Below are 15,012 nucleotides of genomic sequence, written 5' to 3' on the forward strand. Positions count from 1 at the left end.
CGTCTGATTAACGCGCCAGCCACTGCTGTCCCAGCAGGTCTGCCGTCAGAATAGCGGCATGGACGCTTTCAGGCGTCACCGGGAACGGCATATTGTGAATGGTTTCACCTTCCGCGCAGGTGGCTTTCGCAACAGCCATAATCTTAGCGTCGATGCCGTCTTTCACGCCCATTTGCGCCAGCGTTACCGGCAGATCCACTTTCTGGCAGAAATTCAGCACCGTTTCGATCTCTTCCATCGGGCTGTTCTGCAGCACCAGTTGCGCCAGCGTACCAAACGCCACTTTTTCACCGTGGTACAAATGGTGACACTCTTCCAGAATGGTGAAGCCGTTATGGATGGCGTGTGCCCCCGCGAGGCCACTGCTTTCAAAGCCAATGCCGCTGAGATAGGTGTTCGCTTCCACGATACGCTCCAAAGCATCGGTCACCACGCCAGCCTGTGCAGCCAGGCGAGCCTTTTCACCTTCTGCCAGCAGCGTATCATAGCACAAGCGTGCCAGGCTCAGGGCCGCCGCCGTGGACTGCCCCCCCGCCATGCTGGTCGCTCTGGCATCAAAACACGCTTTTGCTTCAAACCAGGTCGAGAGCGCATCGCCCATCCCGGCCACCAGCAGACGTACCGGCGCTTTGGCGATAATTGCTGTATCCATGACAACCATATCCGGGTTTTTCGGGTAGATCAGATATTCTTCGAACTCACCGGCTTCGGTGTAGATAACAGACAGCGCACTGGTTGGCGCATCCGTTGAGGCGATAGTTGGAATCACCACCACCGGCAGTTTCTGGTAGTAGCCAATCGCTTTGGCGGTATCCAGCGTTTTCCCACCGCCAATCCCAACCACACCACGGCAACCGTGCTGCTTCAGAATGGCAATCAGGCGATTAATTTCAACATGGCTGCATTCGCCATTGAAGCGTTCCGCGTGGCAGCTAATACCGTGGCTGTGCAGGCCATTGAGTACTTTGTCTCCCGCCAGTTTCATGACGAAGTCATCTGCAATCACGAAAAAGCTGTCTGCCAGATTTTTAGCGTATTGACCAAATAAGGTAGAAGCGTCAGGACCCTGGAGATATTTGGCTGGAGATTGAATAACTTTTAGCATTCCTTTCATCCTCAAATAAGTACATGTTTTTACATGGTGAGCCCTGGCGTTAACCTGTTTAGCCTGTTGCGAACGGCAAAAACGGGAGGTACCGGAGCGATGCAATAACTGTATGGCGAGGCGGGAACAAAAAAATCATTCGTCTTTTTGTTCTGATATGAAACAGATAAAAATGACATGCGTTCCATATTGAAACGATTAACCATAAAAATACTAAGGTTTGCGATCCCGATCCGTTCATTTGCCGGCAAATCCTTGCAGAACGCGAAAATCGAATTCCCTTTGCCTCTCTCTGACACCGTTAAAAGCAGTAAAAAAACGTTTACTGTGCCGTGTGGCCAACATTGAAAAGGCGATAAAAAAGTCGAGCGGGCTCGCATTGTGATCATTCCTCTCACAAATACGTTCCATTACGGAACAAAAAATAACAATTACGTTCCGTAATGAAACTCATTTTGCCGCTGTTTTTTTCCACGCTGACTCCGCCAGAATCTCCCCATCGCCTCCGCACCATGACAATGCATTCGGGGGTTTGTCTTACACTCAACCTCGAGGAGCCGTTATGTCTCAATTCTTTTTTAATCAGCGTACCCAACTCGTTAACGACGTCATCGACGGTACGATTATCACCAGTCCGTGGAACAATCTGGCGCGTCTGGAAAGCGATCCGGCTATTCGCATCGTGGTTCGTCGCGATCTCAACAAAGATAACGTGGCAGTGATCTCCGGTGGTGGCTCAGGACACGAACCCGCCCACGTTGGCTTTATCGGCAAAGGGATGTTGACCGCGGCAGTCTGTGGCGACGTGTTTGCGTCCCCGAGCGTAGATGCAGTGCTGACCGCAATCCAGGCGGTAACTGGCGATGCAGGCTGTCTGTTGATCGTTAAAAATTACACCGGTGATCGTCTTAACTTCGGCCTCGCCGCCGAAAAAGCACGCCGCCTTGGCTATAACGTCGAAATGCTGATTGTCGGCGACGATATCTCCCTGCCAGATAACAAGCATCCTCGCGGGATTGCGGGCACTATCCTGGTTCATAAAGTGGCAGGCTATTTCGCTGAACGCGGCTACAACCTCGCTACCGTCCTGCGTGAAGCGCAGTATGCAGCAAGTAACACCTTCAGCCTGGGCGTCGCCATTTCCAGTTGCCATTTGCCGCAGGAAACCGACGCCGCACCACGCCATCATGCGGGCCATGCCGAACTGGGCATGGGCATTCACGGCGAGCCTGGCGCCTCGGTTATTGCTACCCAAAACAGTGCGCAGGTGGTGACTCTGATGGTCGATAAACTGATGGCGGCACTGCCTGAAACTGGCCGTCTGGCGGTGATGATTAATAATCTGGGCGGCGTGTCCGTTGCTGAAATGGCTATCATCACTCGGGAACTGGCAAACAGCCCACTGCATCCGCGTATCGACTGGCTGATTGGCCCGGCCTCGCTGGTCACCGCCCTGGATATGAAAGGTTTCTCGCTGACCGCCATCGTACTGGAAGAGAGCATCGAAAAAGCGCTGTTAACCGAAGTAGAAACCAGCAGTTGGCCGACGCCTGTCCCACCACGCGAAATCAACTGTGTGCCATCATCGCAGCGCAGCGCGCGTGTCGAATTCCAGCCTTCAGCCAACACGCTGGTCGCCGGGATTATTGAGCAGGTCACCGGAACGCTTTCCGATCTGGAAGCACACCTCAACGCGCTGGATGCCAAAGTAGGTGATGGTGATACAGGTTCAACTTTTGCCGCTGGTGCACGTGAAATCGCTGACCTGCTGCATCGTGAGCAGCTTCCACTGAATAACCTCGCCACGCTGTTCGCCCTGATCGGCGAACGCCTGACCGTGGTGATGGGCGGGTCCAGCGGCGTACTGATGTCCATCTTCTTTACCGCCGCCGGGCAGAAGCTGGAGCAAGGGGCTGATGTTGCCGAAGCCCTGAACACAGGGCTGGCGCAGATGAAGTTCTACGGCGGTGCAGACGAGGGTGACCGTACGATGATTGATGCGCTGCAACCCGCGCTGACATCTCTGCTGGCACAACCGCAAAACCTGCAAGCCGCTTTTGACGCCGCACAGGCAGGCGCAGAGCGTACCTGTCTGTCGAGCAAAGCCAACGCGGGTCGCGCATCGTATCTCAGCGGTGAAAGCCTGCTGGGCAATATGGACCCCGGTGCACACGCCGTCGCAATGGTATTTAAAGCACTGGCAGAGAGTGAGTTGGGATAAGCCATAAGTGCCTGATGCGCTTCGCTTATCAGGCCTACGAGTGCAAGCCTTTGTACGCCGCCATTCGGCAAAGAAATGCCTGATGCACTGCGTTTATCAGGCCTACGAGTGCAAACCTTTGTAGGCCGGATAAGGCGTTCACGCCGCCATCCGGCAAAGAAATGCCTGATGCGCTTCGCTTATCAGGCCTACGAGTGCAAACCTTTGTAGGCCGCCATCCGGCGAAGAAATGCCTGATGCGCTGCGCTTATCAGGCCTACGAATGCAAACCTTTGTAGGCCGGATAAGGCGTTTACGCCGCCATCCGGCGAAGAAATGCCTGATGCGCTGCGCTTATCAGGCCTACGAGTGCAAACCTTTGTAGGCCGGATAAGGCGTTTGCGCCGCCATCCGGCAAAGAACTGCCTGATGCACTGCGCTTATCAGGCCTACGAGTGCAAACCTTTGTAGGCCTGATAAGGCGTTTACGCCGCCATCCGGCTGCATATTAGCGATAGACGCGAATACCGCCTTCTACGCCCCGACTAAACAATACTTGCCACAGCTCAATATCTCTGGCGCGGAACGCACCGGCACAAGCGCACAGGTAATAATTGAACATCCTTCTGAAGGTCGCGGAATAACGCGATGACAGCTCTGGCCACGCCTGATTAAACCGTGCATGCCAGGCCATCAGCGTTTTATCATAGTCACTGCCAAAGTTATGCCAGTCTTCCATCACGAATCGCGACTCGCTCGCTTCAGCAATATGCGAAATCGCCGGTAAGCAGCCATTCGGGAAAATATATTTATTGATCCACGGATCAACGCTCATCCCTTTTTTATTGCTGCCAATGGTATGCAGCAGGAACAATCCGTCCGACTTCAAACAGCGGTCAGCAATACTGAAATAGGTATCGTAATTTTTTGGCCCCACATGCTCGAACATCCCCACGGAGACAATACGATCGTAGTGCTTGTCGAGGTCACGATAATCCTGAAGCAGGATGGTCACATCCAGGCCTTCACAGCGCTGCTGCGCCATTTTTTGCTGCTCTTTCGAGATAGTGACGCCTTCTACCGCCACGCCATAATGGCGCGCCGCATATTCGGCCAGTCCGCCCCAACCGCAACCAATGTCCAGTAAACGCATGCCCGGTTTCAGTTGCAGCTTCTCGCAAATCATTTTTAATTTGGCGTTTTGCGCATCTTCTAAAGTGGTAGCCTCTTTCCAGTAGCCACAGGAATATTGCATGTGGGGATCCAACATGAGCGCAAAGAGATCGTTGCCAATATCGTAGTGTTCTTTACCGACAATCCACGCACGACTGCGAGACTGCAAATTAAACAGGCGGGCGCTGGCAATACGCAATATATCCTTCAGATTTCCCGGCATTTGCTGGTCGAGTTTTGCTTTCAGGATTTTACAGAACAGAACATCGAGGCGTTCGCAGTCCCACCAGCCTTCCATATAGCTTTCGCCAAGCCCTAAGGAGCCTTGTTGCAGCACCCGTTTAAAGAAACCGGCATGATGAAGTTGAATATCCCAGGGGCGGGAACCATTAATCTGAATATCTGCTTGCTGGAGCAGCTCTTTTCCCATTCGGGTCCAGTTATCATTTGTTTCATTGACGATGACAGCGTCTGAACAAAGCGTGTTCATGGTATTTACCAAAGGTGGGCTATTAATTCTTACGCAAGATTATTATGGAAAAAAGAATGTATGTATTATGATTTGCGGACAAGATCTATCGAGCAGCGGCCACCTAACCGGGAGAATCACTTCTTTGAGTATGGATACTTTCCCCCCAAAACAGTGGAACTCCTTCCCCGACGACTCCATGACCGAGTTGCCGCAGGACGTTTACTTTCGCTCTTATGTCCTTGAAGCCAACCACCATGTTCCGCAGCACTCACATGCTTTTATGCAGTTTCATTTTGCCCGCAAAGGCAGTATGCGCATTGATGTCGCCGGCAAGTGCTGGATAATCCCCGCGCATTACGGCATCTGGATCCCCAATAATACTGAGCATGCCGTTTGGGCGCTGGATGATGTGCATTTAGAGAATCTGGATATTAAACCGGGCTTTCTCGAAGAAAGTATCCATGAGTGTAAAGTCGTGGCGATCAGTGATTTCGCCAGAGAGTTTATTCATTACGCCACGAATTCAATTTCAGGCCATTATGATAGCCAGTCAAAAGAAGGCAAACTGGTCAGTGTGCTGGTGGACATTATTCTGCAATTACCAGAGGTCGCCTTTGTATTACCCTGGCCGCAGGATCGCGAATTAACCAATGTATGCCGAACAATACAAGCGTCTCCGGCGCTGGAACATTCAGTAGAGTATTGGGCACAACATTTGGGTATGTCTGCCCGCACCTTTTCGCGTCATTTCAAAAAAGAAACCGGATTACCCTTCAGCGTCTGGAAGCAAAAAATGCGAATTCTGGAGTCAGTACTCATGCTGAAGAAAAATAAAAGCGTAACCGCCGTGGCGCTCGATGTAGGATATTCAAGCACCGCAGCGTTTAGTTATGCATTCCGCCAGGCGTTTGGCGTTTCACCGTCACATTATTAATTAACGTTCCGACGTTGATGCCAGTAAGCCGCGGCGCGTACCAACTGCTGATCGAAAGCCTCAGTAGCAAAGCGGGCGCTCAGGTTTTTCACCACTTTTCCTTCGCCAGTTATCCAGATGAAATAATCCTGTGCAGGCACGGTCAACTGTGAAAGCTGCTCATTCACTGCCTGTTCGTCATGGCCGACAAACCACTGAATTGTAAAACCGTCGAGATGAGCGAAATAATCCTGATACGCTGCATCGCGTACGCTGACCAGCGCCGTCACATTTGGACGTACCGCTAAACGACCGATCGCCTCCAGCCGGCGACGTAGCGCTGGCATTCCAGATTCATCACACAAGTAAACCTGGTACGCATAGTCTTCTGGTATCACCAGCGAGCCACGCGGTCCGCCAATCGTCAATTTGTCACCTTCACGCGCATTCATCGCCCACGTACTCGCCACGCCGCCATCGTGGATATAAAAATCCAGCGCCAGTTCATGGCGTGCCGGGTCATACAACGGCGTGTAATCACGGGATACCGGGCGTACACCCTCTGGCCAGACAATCCCCTCATCCGTCACGACGGGTGGCACAAAGTGACTTCCCGGTTCCGGGAAAAAGACCTTGGTATGGTCGTCAAAACCCTGTGAGCTAAAACCATCCAGTGCGTCACCGCCCAGTACAATGCGCTGAAAACCCGCGCTGATACGTTCAACCCGCAGGACAGTCAGTTCACGGAAGCGCAGCTCATTGCGAACGCGCTGTGGATAGCGTGAAGTGTTATTTGTCATTTTTTCGCCTTCGTGACAGAGATTAGATATATCTAAATAAATTCCAAATGATAATGATTGCTAATTGAGAATATTGCAAGAACTTTTTTGATAGGGTCTGGACAGAGCCTCCAAAACGCCGCAATAAAAAATAAATACATACAAATCAATAAATTAAATTAATATTTCTGCACAGACTTGCAAACAGAAAAAGTTTAGATATAAATTAGATATATCTAAACAACATCAGGAGATGAATGATGCAAGATCATCATGAAGGGTGCTGCAAACATGCAGAACACCAGCACGAAGGCTGCTGTAAAGGCGAAGGACATCGCCACGAAGGTCACCACAGCGAACACCACGAAGGTTGCTGCAAAGGTGAAGAACGTCGTCACGAAGGCTGTAACAAAGAGCACCACCATGAGCATGGCTGCGGACACCGCCACGGTCGCGGTGGTGGTGGCGGTCGACGTCAGCGCTTCTTCGGTCACGGCGAATTACGTCTGGTGATTCTGGATATTTTGACCCGCGATGCCAGTCACGGTTATGAGCTAATCAAAGCCATTGAAACATTGACGCAGGGTAATTACACCCCAAGCCCGGGCGTGATTTACCCGACACTGGATTTCTTGCAGGATCAGTCGCTTATCGCCATCCGTGACGAGGAAGGTGGACGTAAGCAAATCACAATCACGGAGCAAGGCCTGCAATGGCTGGAAGAGAACCAGGAACATCTGGAACATATCCACGAACGTATTAAAGCACGCTGTGTCGGCTTTGAATTACGCAAGAATCCACAGATGAAAAGAGCACTGGAGAATTTTAAAGCCGTGCTGGATCTGCGGGTCAATCACGGTGACACCAGCGAAGCGCAAATCAAGAAGATCATCGGAATTATCGATCGCGCATCGCTGGACATCACCCAGCTTGATTAAGCAGGCTGCGCGTCCTCTTTACGCACGCGGAACACTTTAATCATCTCTTTTAAGTGTAATGCCTGTTCGTTTAATGACGCCGCTGCCGCAACGGACTCCTCTACCAGACAGGAGTTCTGTTGCGTGGTGGTGTCGATCAGGCCAATCGCACTGTTAATCTGCGAAATACCTTCCGTCTGCTCGCGGCTGGCCTGACCGATTTCCCGCAATATCACATCCATTTCTTCAACGTTAGTGACCATTCCAGTGATCAACGCGTTGGCTTTTTCAACCAGCGCCAGTCCTTCCCGGGTTTGACTGGTGGAGTCTTCAATCAGATTGCGGATCTCACTGGCAGACGATGCGCTTTTTTGCGCCAGTTGACGCACTTCTCCGGCAACTACCGCGAAACCACGCCCGTGCTCACCGGCGCGCGCCGCTTCGACAGCCGCATTCAGCGCCAAAATATTAGTTTGAAAAGCAATCGAATCGATCAGGTTGATAATTTCTGACATACGGTTAGAGGTTTCATTAATCACGCGTATTTTCTGCGTCACCTGATTCATCATCTCACCGTTGTTTTTCACGACCGTCGCCGCTCCCGTAGACAGCTTCGTCGCTTCATGGGTATGGTCTGCCGTCGTTTTGACCGTCGCGGTAATTTGTTCCATCGACGCCGCGGTCTGTTCTACCGAGCTTGCCTGTTCTTCGGTACGCGCAGCCAAATCCTGATTACCCGCGACAATCTGCGCCGCCGCCGCAGAGATATTCTCGGAGCCGTTTTGCACTTCCTCGACAATCTCTAACAGTCGGGTTTTCATTGCCATCAGCGCTTGCAGCAGCACACCGGTCTCATCCTTCTGTTCCATACTGATGTTGCGAGTGAGATCGCCCTGCGCAATCGCCTCGGCAAACTGCACGGCTTCATTAAGGGGTCGGGTAATTGAGCGCACAATATACCAACCCATCACACAACCGGCAGCAATGCTGATCAGCGCCAGAGTAATCAACAGTGCGCGATTGGTGTGGAAATCATATTCCACCTGAGCGCCCGCCTTCTGCATCTGGGCATCTTCAATGGCGATCAACTCCTGCACTTTTGCTTTATACGCCTGCTGCACATTCACCGTGCGGGTCATCATCTCGTGCATTGCACCGGAGCGATCGTGATTCTGCAGCGCCTGCAGAATGCGGAATCGGGAAGCCAGATACTGCTCACGCACATCGCGGATATCCGCAATAATTTTTTTGGATGCATCATTGAGAGGCGCTGCACTCAGCGCATCCAGCAGAGCAGAAATTTGCTGGCTGATGGTATCGAGCTTTTTCTGGGACGCCTGGGTCCATTTACCTTCCTCATCCAATAACATCAATTGTTGAGTACTGACAAACTCCTGAAAATTATCAATGAGCAGATTGGCTTTTACCGTAATCGGATAGTCATTGGTAATGATGTTCTGCATCCCACTGTTACTACGATCCAGACTCAACAGCGAAAGGCCCGAACTCACCATCATCAGTACAATAAACAAACCAAACGCGATAAATAACTTCGAGCGAATCTTTACGTTATGCAAGAACATATTTTCTCCCTGGAGACGGTTTTCTTCAGACAGATATCCTTATCGGTCAGCAATCACCTAACTTTATGATATTGATCGTTTTTTAATTTACACCAATGTTGCTAAATAGTTTTTGACGATGAATCAAGCAAGACCGATCGTTATATAAGCGATATTTAACAATATTTAAAAACAGGGCGCTCGCCGTCAAAATGGAATAATGAAAATAGGACCGTAATACCAAAGTGGTATTATTTAATATATAATTAACAAAATTATTACAAAAAACGCCTACCGGGGACGATAAGCGTTTGGCGGGAAAATGGGATGGGGTGAGAATTAATGCAGCACGGTCACCGCATCTTCCAGGCGACCGGCACGATGTTTTACCATTGCTGAAATCTGCGCGCTCTCTTCGACCAGTTCGGCATTTTTCTGCGTAATATTGCTCAACTCATTTACGGCACGGGTCAGGCTGGAAAGCCCATCTGACTGCTCCAGCGTTGAATGGCTGATTTGCGCAATCAACTGCGTCACATTCTGGACCTGCGCCACAATATCATCCATTGTCCGCCCTGCGGCATGAACCTGATCGGAGCCGGACTGCACCTTGTCGGCGCTGGCATCAATCAGTTTACGGATGTCATTTGCTGCGCTTGCACTACGACTGGCAAGATGACGTACCTCTCCAGCCACTACCGCAAATCCTTTTCCTTGTTCGCCCGCCCTGGCCGCTTCAACCGCCGCATTCAGCGCCAGAATATTTGTCTGGAAAGCGATATCGTTAATCAGGGTCGTGATAGTGCCGATCCGTTGGGTGCTGTTGGCAATATCGTCCATTGTTTTAATGACCGTATCCATCGCCTCACCGCCCTGTGTCGCCGCGCTGCTGGCAGCAATAGACAGCTTGTCAGCCGCCGCTGCCGTCGCAGAGTTTTGCTTCACCGATGCCGCCATCTGATTCATGGTGGTGACCGTTTCCTGCACATTCTCTACCGTCTGCTGTGTATGCTTGTTTAAATCATCACTGCCTTTCGCCAGCGTTTCACTGTCGTTACGCACACAGCTGACCTGACTCGACACGTCATGAATAAGCCAGCGGCACATTAACCCTAACTGCCCCACCGCCCGTAGCATCAGACCCAGTTCATCGCTACGGTTAAGATGGGTCACGCTGTTGCGCTCGCCAGTCGCTACTTTCAGTGCCTGCTGGGCAACATTCTCGATTGGGCGCACAATCTGCCATTCGAAAATAACCGTCGCCAGCAGCATCACCAGTGCGCTCACCAACAGTTGCGGCCATTCAGCCCCCATCTGCTGTAGCGCAGTTGCCAGGATGACAAACATGAAAGCCATGACACTGCGTACCCGCCAGCGAACCGGAAGCGACGGGAGTTTACCCAACCAGCCTTTACGTACCACCAGCCCCTTATGGACGCGCCGATGACAACGGCCTTCATTGAGTGCTTTATATAAAGGTTCGACCGCCGCAATTTCCGCTTCCGTCGCCCGGGTACGGATCGACATATACCCGGTTACGCGCCCTTCCCGCACCATCGGCACCGCATTGGCCCTCACCCAGTAGTGATCGCCATTCTTCCGCCGGTTTTTCACAATACCGCTCCACGGTTCCCCTTGTTTCAGGGTGTACCACATATCCGCAAACGCCGCTTTCGGCATGTCCGGGTGACGAACCAGGTTGTGCGGCTGAGCAAGCAATTCATTCAGCTGATAGCCGCTGACCTGGACAAAGGTATCGTTCGCATGGGTGATATAGCTTTGTAAATCGGTGGTCGACATGAGGGTGATATCATCATCCAGCGGTGTATTTTGCTGACTAACGTAGGGATGAGAAGACATGGTTGCGTCCTGTGCAGGTTATCTGGTTGTTAACTCTTTCGGCTTATGTTATTTCGGCGCTAATCTTTTTAACTTTAGTTGTTAAATTTGATTTAGATCGCAATTTGCGATTAAACCTCAAAATTTGTATGTTTTCTAATTCATTGATTTAAAATACTTTCATTACGTAACTATTCAGCACACCTTCACTCTGCGCACCGCAACAGTGCAATTTTCGCCCACTTTTAGCGCAATGACGCGTTTTTCCCGTCGGTTTTACGCGCGTAAACCTGGGCAAAATGCCAGCAAATGTTAATGTTTGAGATTAAATGTTGCACAAGCAAGATCTTCCCTGGTGTTTATCCCGATTTTCGTTAAGCGCGTCGGGATGGCGCAATCCCTGCAATACTTAATTCAGTATCATGTGATACGCGAGCTCCGGGAGCATATTTTGAACAGGTTACCTTCCAGCGCATCGGCTCTGGCCTGCAGCGCACACGCACTGAATCTCATCGAGAAGCGAACGCTTGATCATGAGGAAATGAAAGCACTAAACCGAGAGGTGATTGATTACTTCAAAGAGCATGTCAATCCGGGGTTCTTAGAGTATCGAAAATCTGTAACTGCCGGCGGGGATTACGGAGCCGTAGAGTGGCAAGCGGGAAGCCTGAATACGCTTGTCGACACCCAGGGACAGGAGTTTGTCGATTGCCTGGGAGGTTTTGGAATTTTCAACGTGGGGCACCGTAATCCAGTAGTGGTCTCCGCCGTACAGAATCAACTCGCGAAACAACCTCTGCACAGCCAGGAATTACTTGACCCATTACGGGCCATGCTGGCAAAAACGCTTGCTGCACTGGCTCCCGGAAAGCTGAAATACAGTTTCTTCAGTAACAGCGGGACCGAGTCGGTTGAAGCGGCGCTAAAACTGGCGAAAGCGTATCAATCGCCGCGCGGTAAATTTACATTTATTGCCACCAGCGGAGCCTTCCACGGTAAATCGCTGGGGTCGCTATCCGCTACAGCTAAATCAACCTTCCGCAAACCGTTTATGCCGCTGCTGCCGGGCTTCCGCCATGTTCCTTTTGGCGATATTGATGCCATGCGCACCGTCCTGAGCGAATGTAAAAAGACCGGCGACGATGTTGCCGCCGTGATTCTGGAGCCAATCCAGGGGGAAGGAGGCGTGATCCTGCCGCCGCAAGGGTATTTAACTGCGGTACGTAAACTTTGCGATGAGTTTGGCGCGCTGATGATCCTCGACGAAGTGCAAACTGGCATGGGGCGCACCGGCAAGATGTTCGCCTGCGAACATGAAAACGTGCAACCTGACATTCTGTGTCTGGCCAAGGCGCTCGGAGGTGGCGTGATGCCAATTGGCGCGACCATTGCCACCGAAGAAGTGTTCTCCGTCCTGTTCGACAACCCTTTCCTGCATACCACCACGTTCGGTGGCAACCCGCTCTCATGCGCGGCAGCGCTGGCGACCATTAACGTCCTGCTGGAGCAAAATTTACCCGCTCAGGCAGAGCAGAAAGGCGATATGTTGCTGGATGGTTTCCGTCATCTGGCGCGGGAATATCCGGATCTGGTACACGACGTTCGCGGTAAAGGCATGCTGATGGCGATTGAGTTTGTCGATAATGAGATTGGCTACAGCTTTGCCAGTGAAATGTTCCGTCAGCGAGTGCTGGTCGCCGGAACACTGAATAACGCGAAGACGATCCGTATCGAACCGCCGTTGACGTTAACGATCGAGCAATGCGAACTGGTATTACGATCAACCCGCAAAGCCCTGGCCGCATTACGGGTGAGCGTGGAGCAGGTGTAACAACCTTACCCGGCCTATAAAAGACACCCTTTTGTAGGCCGGATAAGGCGTAGCCGCCATCCGGCAATTAGCCTAACTTAAACAATCCTTACCCCCGCCGGCATGACGCGTTCAGGCGCCAACAGCACGCTTTCACTGCCATCATCAGTTTCGGCACACAGCAACATGCATTCTGAGGTTTCACCGCGCATTTTGGCCTTTTGCAGATTGCACAACACCACCACCGTTTTCCCCATCAACTCCTCTTCGCGGTAATACGGCACCAGACTGGTTACCGTTTGCAGCGTTTTGTCGCCGACATCAACCTGCACGATATAGAGTTTATCGGCATTTTCGTGGCGCTTCACTTGCGCTACTTTTCCAACACGTATTTCCATCCGGGCAAAATCGGCAAAGGCAACGGTATCCATTTCTCTCTCCACGGTAAAATTTTACTAAAAAATAGCCGAATTTTCGTGGAAGATAAAGCGCGAAGAATTTACTAAAAACAGATGCATCTCATGGGGCTTCATTTACAATGAACAGCCCATGCGGTCGAATGGTGGAATGAAAGGCAAATATGGCAACACTTAAAGATATAGCAGCGGAAGCTGGCGTTTCTCTGGCAACGGTATCCCGCGTTCTGAATGACGATCCAAACCTGAATGTGAAAGAGGAAACCCGGCATCGTATTCTGGAGATTGCAGAAAAGCTGGAGTACAGGAGCAGTTCTTCCCACAAAATGCAGGTGAGTGTTGCCAGTCAGCACCATATTCTCGCACTTTACAGTTACCAGCAGAAACTGGAGATCAACGATCCCTACTATCTGTCTATCCGCCACGGTATTGAAACACAGTGTGAAAAGTTGGGTATTGAGCTCACCAACTGCTATGAACATCATGTTCCACCCAGCATCAAAAAACTGACGGGTGTCCTTGTGGTTGGGAAGGCCAGCGATGCAATACGCCAGACCGCCACAGCGCTAACGGACAATATCTGTTTTATTGATTTTCAACCTCCGGGCGGCGGTTACGATTTCGTTGATACCGATCTGGTACGCATTAGCCAGGAGATCGTCGACTTTTTCATCAAACAGGGTGCGACACGCATCGGTTTCATTGGTGGTCAGGACGTGCCAGGAGAAGCGGATATCCGCGAAGTTGCCTTTGTGAAATACGGGCAGCAGAAAGGTGTCGTTTCAGAAATGGATATCTACCGGGGCGGTTTCTCCAGCGCATCTGGCTATGAGCTAGCCAAAAAAATGCTGGCAAAACAAGATTATCCGTCAGCCTTGTTTGTTGCTTCTGACTCTATCGCTATCGGCGTATTACGGGCAATTCATGAAAATGGGGTCCGGATTCCGGAGCAAATTTCGCTCATCAGCGTCAACGATATCCCTACCGCGCGTTTTACCTTTCCCCCACTCTCCACCGTGCGTATCCACTCTGAGATGATGGGCATTCAGGGTGTTAACCTGCTGATTGAAAAAGCGCGCGATGGCCGCGTGTTGCCGCTTCAGGTCTATGTCCCGAGCCAGCTGAAACTGCGCGGTACAACCCGCTAGTGTTCGCTTTGCCCGATAGTGTCGTCGGGCAAATCCTCCCTTCCTCACAGCCCGTCAATTTTCTCTATTTCGTGATCGAGTTAAAGTAAATCGAATTCCTCTATTTTATTTAGTAAAAAGTTTACTAAAATAATTACCTGTGATGTCGTTGAGCACAGGCTGTTAACGGTCGATTCATGCGTAAGGAAAGAAAATGAGGATTATCGATAACGTAGAACAGTTGCAACAACATACGCATACGAAAAATCACTGGCAGCGTTGCGCAGAGGTGATAGGAAAGCTCGATAGCCTCTCTCCCGGTGTGGTTTACTCGCAGGGAGAGACGCTGAACTACGACGTCAGAATCGACAGCACAACGGATGCCCTGTTTATCGGCCATCGCCGTTGCATTGAGGTGCATTACTTTTTACAGGGCACACAAAAAATCGAATACGCGCCGAAAACCCAGCTACAGGAAATTGACTACTACCGGCAAGACACCGACCGTGAATACCTGAAAGGTTTGGGGCAAACCGTACAGGTCAGTGCTGGACAAGTATTCATCTTTGATACTGACGAGGCATATCGATTCATTACCCATGCTATCGTGAAAAAATTGGTTATTAAAATCATCACGGAAGAGAACACCAGGCTGGTATAAACAGATTATTACGCCAGTGCATGGCAAAAGCATTTATT

General features: G+C 50.9%; 12 protein-coding genes. 6 read left to right on the top strand and 6 right to left on the bottom strand.

Translation table 11 applies throughout. The features are described from left to right. Positions 1 to 7: 7 nt before the first annotated feature. On the bottom strand, positions 8 to 1,105 hold the full coding sequence (locus NNO08_RS10765) for a glycerol dehydrogenase (RefSeq protein ID WP_005131422.1): 1,098 nt from the start codon (positions 1,103 to 1,105) through the stop codon (positions 8 to 10). A gap of 562 nt (positions 1,106 to 1,667) precedes the next feature. Here NNO08_RS10765 and NNO08_RS10770 point away from each other — a divergent pair. Then, the gene (locus NNO08_RS10770; protein WP_271455449.1) at positions 1,668 to 3,326 is read left to right on the top strand and encodes a glycerone kinase; all 1,659 of its coding nucleotides are present in this window, start codon (positions 1,668 to 1,670) and stop codon (positions 3,324 to 3,326) included. 487 nt (positions 3,327 to 3,813) lie between these two features. On the opposite strand, the gene cfa is transcribed toward NNO08_RS10770, so the two are convergent. Beyond that, a complete protein-coding gene (cfa, locus tag NNO08_RS10775; RefSeq protein WP_137382521.1) occupies positions 3,814 to 4,968 on the bottom strand; it encodes a cyclopropane fatty acyl phospholipid synthase in 1,155 nt (384 codons plus the stop codon). A 67-nt stretch (positions 4,969 to 5,035) separates the two neighbouring features. On the opposite strand from cfa, the gene NNO08_RS10780 reads away from it, so the two are divergent. Further along, the gene (locus tag NNO08_RS10780; RefSeq protein WP_333908953.1) at positions 5,036 to 5,884 is read left to right on the top strand and encodes a helix-turn-helix domain-containing protein; all 849 of its coding nucleotides are present in this window, start codon (positions 5,036 to 5,038) and stop codon (positions 5,882 to 5,884) included. Here the strand turns inward: NNO08_RS10780 and NNO08_RS10785 are convergent. Continuing rightward, positions 5,881 to 6,663 carry a siderophore-interacting protein gene (locus NNO08_RS10785; RefSeq protein WP_271456695.1) on the bottom strand — a complete coding sequence of 261 codons (783 nt, stop codon included), beginning with the start codon at positions 6,661 to 6,663 and terminating at the stop codon, positions 5,881 to 5,883. The two genes, NNO08_RS10780 and NNO08_RS10785, sit on opposite strands and share 4 nt — an antisense overlap. Before the next feature lie 239 nt (positions 6,664 to 6,902). On the opposite strand from NNO08_RS10785, the gene NNO08_RS10790 reads away from it, so the two are divergent. Then, complete coding sequence (locus NNO08_RS10790) at positions 6,903 to 7,580, top strand: PadR family transcriptional regulator (RefSeq protein ID WP_271456703.1); 678 nt, start codon at positions 6,903 to 6,905, stop codon at positions 7,578 to 7,580. On the opposite strand, the gene NNO08_RS10795 is transcribed toward NNO08_RS10790, so the two are convergent. Further along, positions 7,577 to 9,142: a methyl-accepting chemotaxis protein gene (locus NNO08_RS10795; protein ID WP_271456696.1), complete on the bottom strand. Its 1,566-nt coding sequence runs from the start codon at positions 9,140 to 9,142 to the stop codon at positions 7,577 to 7,579. The two genes, NNO08_RS10790 and NNO08_RS10795, sit on opposite strands and share 4 nt — an antisense overlap. A 318-nt stretch (positions 9,143 to 9,460) precedes the next feature. Then, on the bottom strand, positions 9,461 to 10,981 hold the full coding sequence (locus NNO08_RS10800; protein WP_271456697.1) for a methyl-accepting chemotaxis protein: 1,521 nt from the start codon (positions 10,979 to 10,981) through the stop codon (positions 9,461 to 9,463). 430 nt (positions 10,982 to 11,411) lie between these two features. Between NNO08_RS10800 and ygjG the strand changes: the two genes are divergently transcribed. Beyond that, on the top strand, positions 11,412 to 12,791 hold the full coding sequence (gene ygjG, locus NNO08_RS10805; protein WP_167335587.1) for a putrescine aminotransferase: 1,380 nt from the start codon (positions 11,412 to 11,414) through the stop codon (positions 12,789 to 12,791). Between the two features lie 77 nt (positions 12,792 to 12,868). On the opposite strand, the gene NNO08_RS10810 is transcribed toward ygjG, so the two are convergent. Beyond that, positions 12,869 to 13,201: a tRNA-binding protein gene (locus NNO08_RS10810; RefSeq protein ID WP_271455728.1), complete on the bottom strand. Its 333-nt coding sequence runs from the start codon at positions 13,199 to 13,201 to the stop codon at positions 12,869 to 12,871. Between the two features lie 149 nt (positions 13,202 to 13,350). Here NNO08_RS10810 and ebgR point away from each other — a divergent pair, with 149 nt between their 5' ends. Then, positions 13,351 to 14,334, top strand: coding sequence for a transcriptional regulator EbgR (gene ebgR / locus NNO08_RS10815; RefSeq protein WP_271456698.1), 984 nt, complete (start codon positions 13,351 to 13,353; stop codon positions 14,332 to 14,334). A 193-nt stretch (positions 14,335 to 14,527) separates the two neighbouring features. Beyond that, the gene (locus NNO08_RS10820; RefSeq protein ID WP_271456699.1) at positions 14,528 to 14,974 is read left to right on the top strand and encodes a beta-galactosidase subunit beta; all 447 of its coding nucleotides are present in this window, start codon (positions 14,528 to 14,530) and stop codon (positions 14,972 to 14,974) included. Positions 14,975 to 15,012: the final 38 nt, after the last annotated feature.

The sequence above is a fragment of the Citrobacter sp. Igbk 17 genome (assembly GCF_028069775.1).
Taxonomy (GTDB): Bacteria; Pseudomonadota; Gammaproteobacteria; order Enterobacterales; family Enterobacteriaceae; genus Citrobacter.

What these genes read in the sequence shown, in the direction of transcription:
- NNO08_RS10790 (WP_271456703.1), top strand. Translation starts at nt 6,903, where the DNA reads ATGCAAGATCATCATGAAGGGTGCTGCAAACATGCAGAACACCAGCAC.
- ebgR (WP_271456698.1), top strand. Translation starts at nt 13,351, where the DNA reads ATGGCAACACTTAAAGATATAGCAGCGGAAGCTGGCGTTTCTCTGGCA.
- NNO08_RS10780 (WP_333908953.1), top strand. Translation starts at nt 5,036, where the DNA reads ATGATTTGCGGACAAGATCTATCGAGCAGCGGCCACCTAACCGGGAGA.
- NNO08_RS10770 (WP_271455449.1), top strand. Translation starts at nt 1,668, where the DNA reads ATGTCTCAATTCTTTTTTAATCAGCGTACCCAACTCGTTAACGACGTC.
- NNO08_RS10795 (WP_271456696.1), bottom strand. Translation starts at nt 9,142, where the DNA reads ATGTTCTTGCATAACGTAAAGATTCGCTCGAAGTTATTTATCGCGTTT.
- NNO08_RS10820 (WP_271456699.1), top strand. Translation starts at nt 14,528, where the DNA reads ATGAGGATTATCGATAACGTAGAACAGTTGCAACAACATACGCATACG.
- NNO08_RS10800 (WP_271456697.1), bottom strand. Translation starts at nt 10,981, where the DNA reads ATGTCTTCTCATCCCTACGTTAGTCAGCAAAATACACCGCTGGATGAT.
- NNO08_RS10810 (WP_271455728.1), bottom strand. Translation starts at nt 13,201, where the DNA reads ATGGATACCGTTGCCTTTGCCGATTTTGCCCGGATGGAAATACGTGTT.
- NNO08_RS10785 (WP_271456695.1), bottom strand. Translation starts at nt 6,663, where the DNA reads ATGACAAATAACACTTCACGCTATCCACAGCGCGTTCGCAATGAGCTG.
- NNO08_RS10765 (WP_005131422.1), bottom strand. Translation starts at nt 1,105, where the DNA reads ATGCTAAAAGTTATTCAATCTCCAGCCAAATATCTCCAGGGTCCTGAC.
- cfa (WP_137382521.1), bottom strand. Translation starts at nt 4,968, where the DNA reads ATGAACACGCTTTGTTCAGACGCTGTCATCGTCAATGAAACAAATGAT.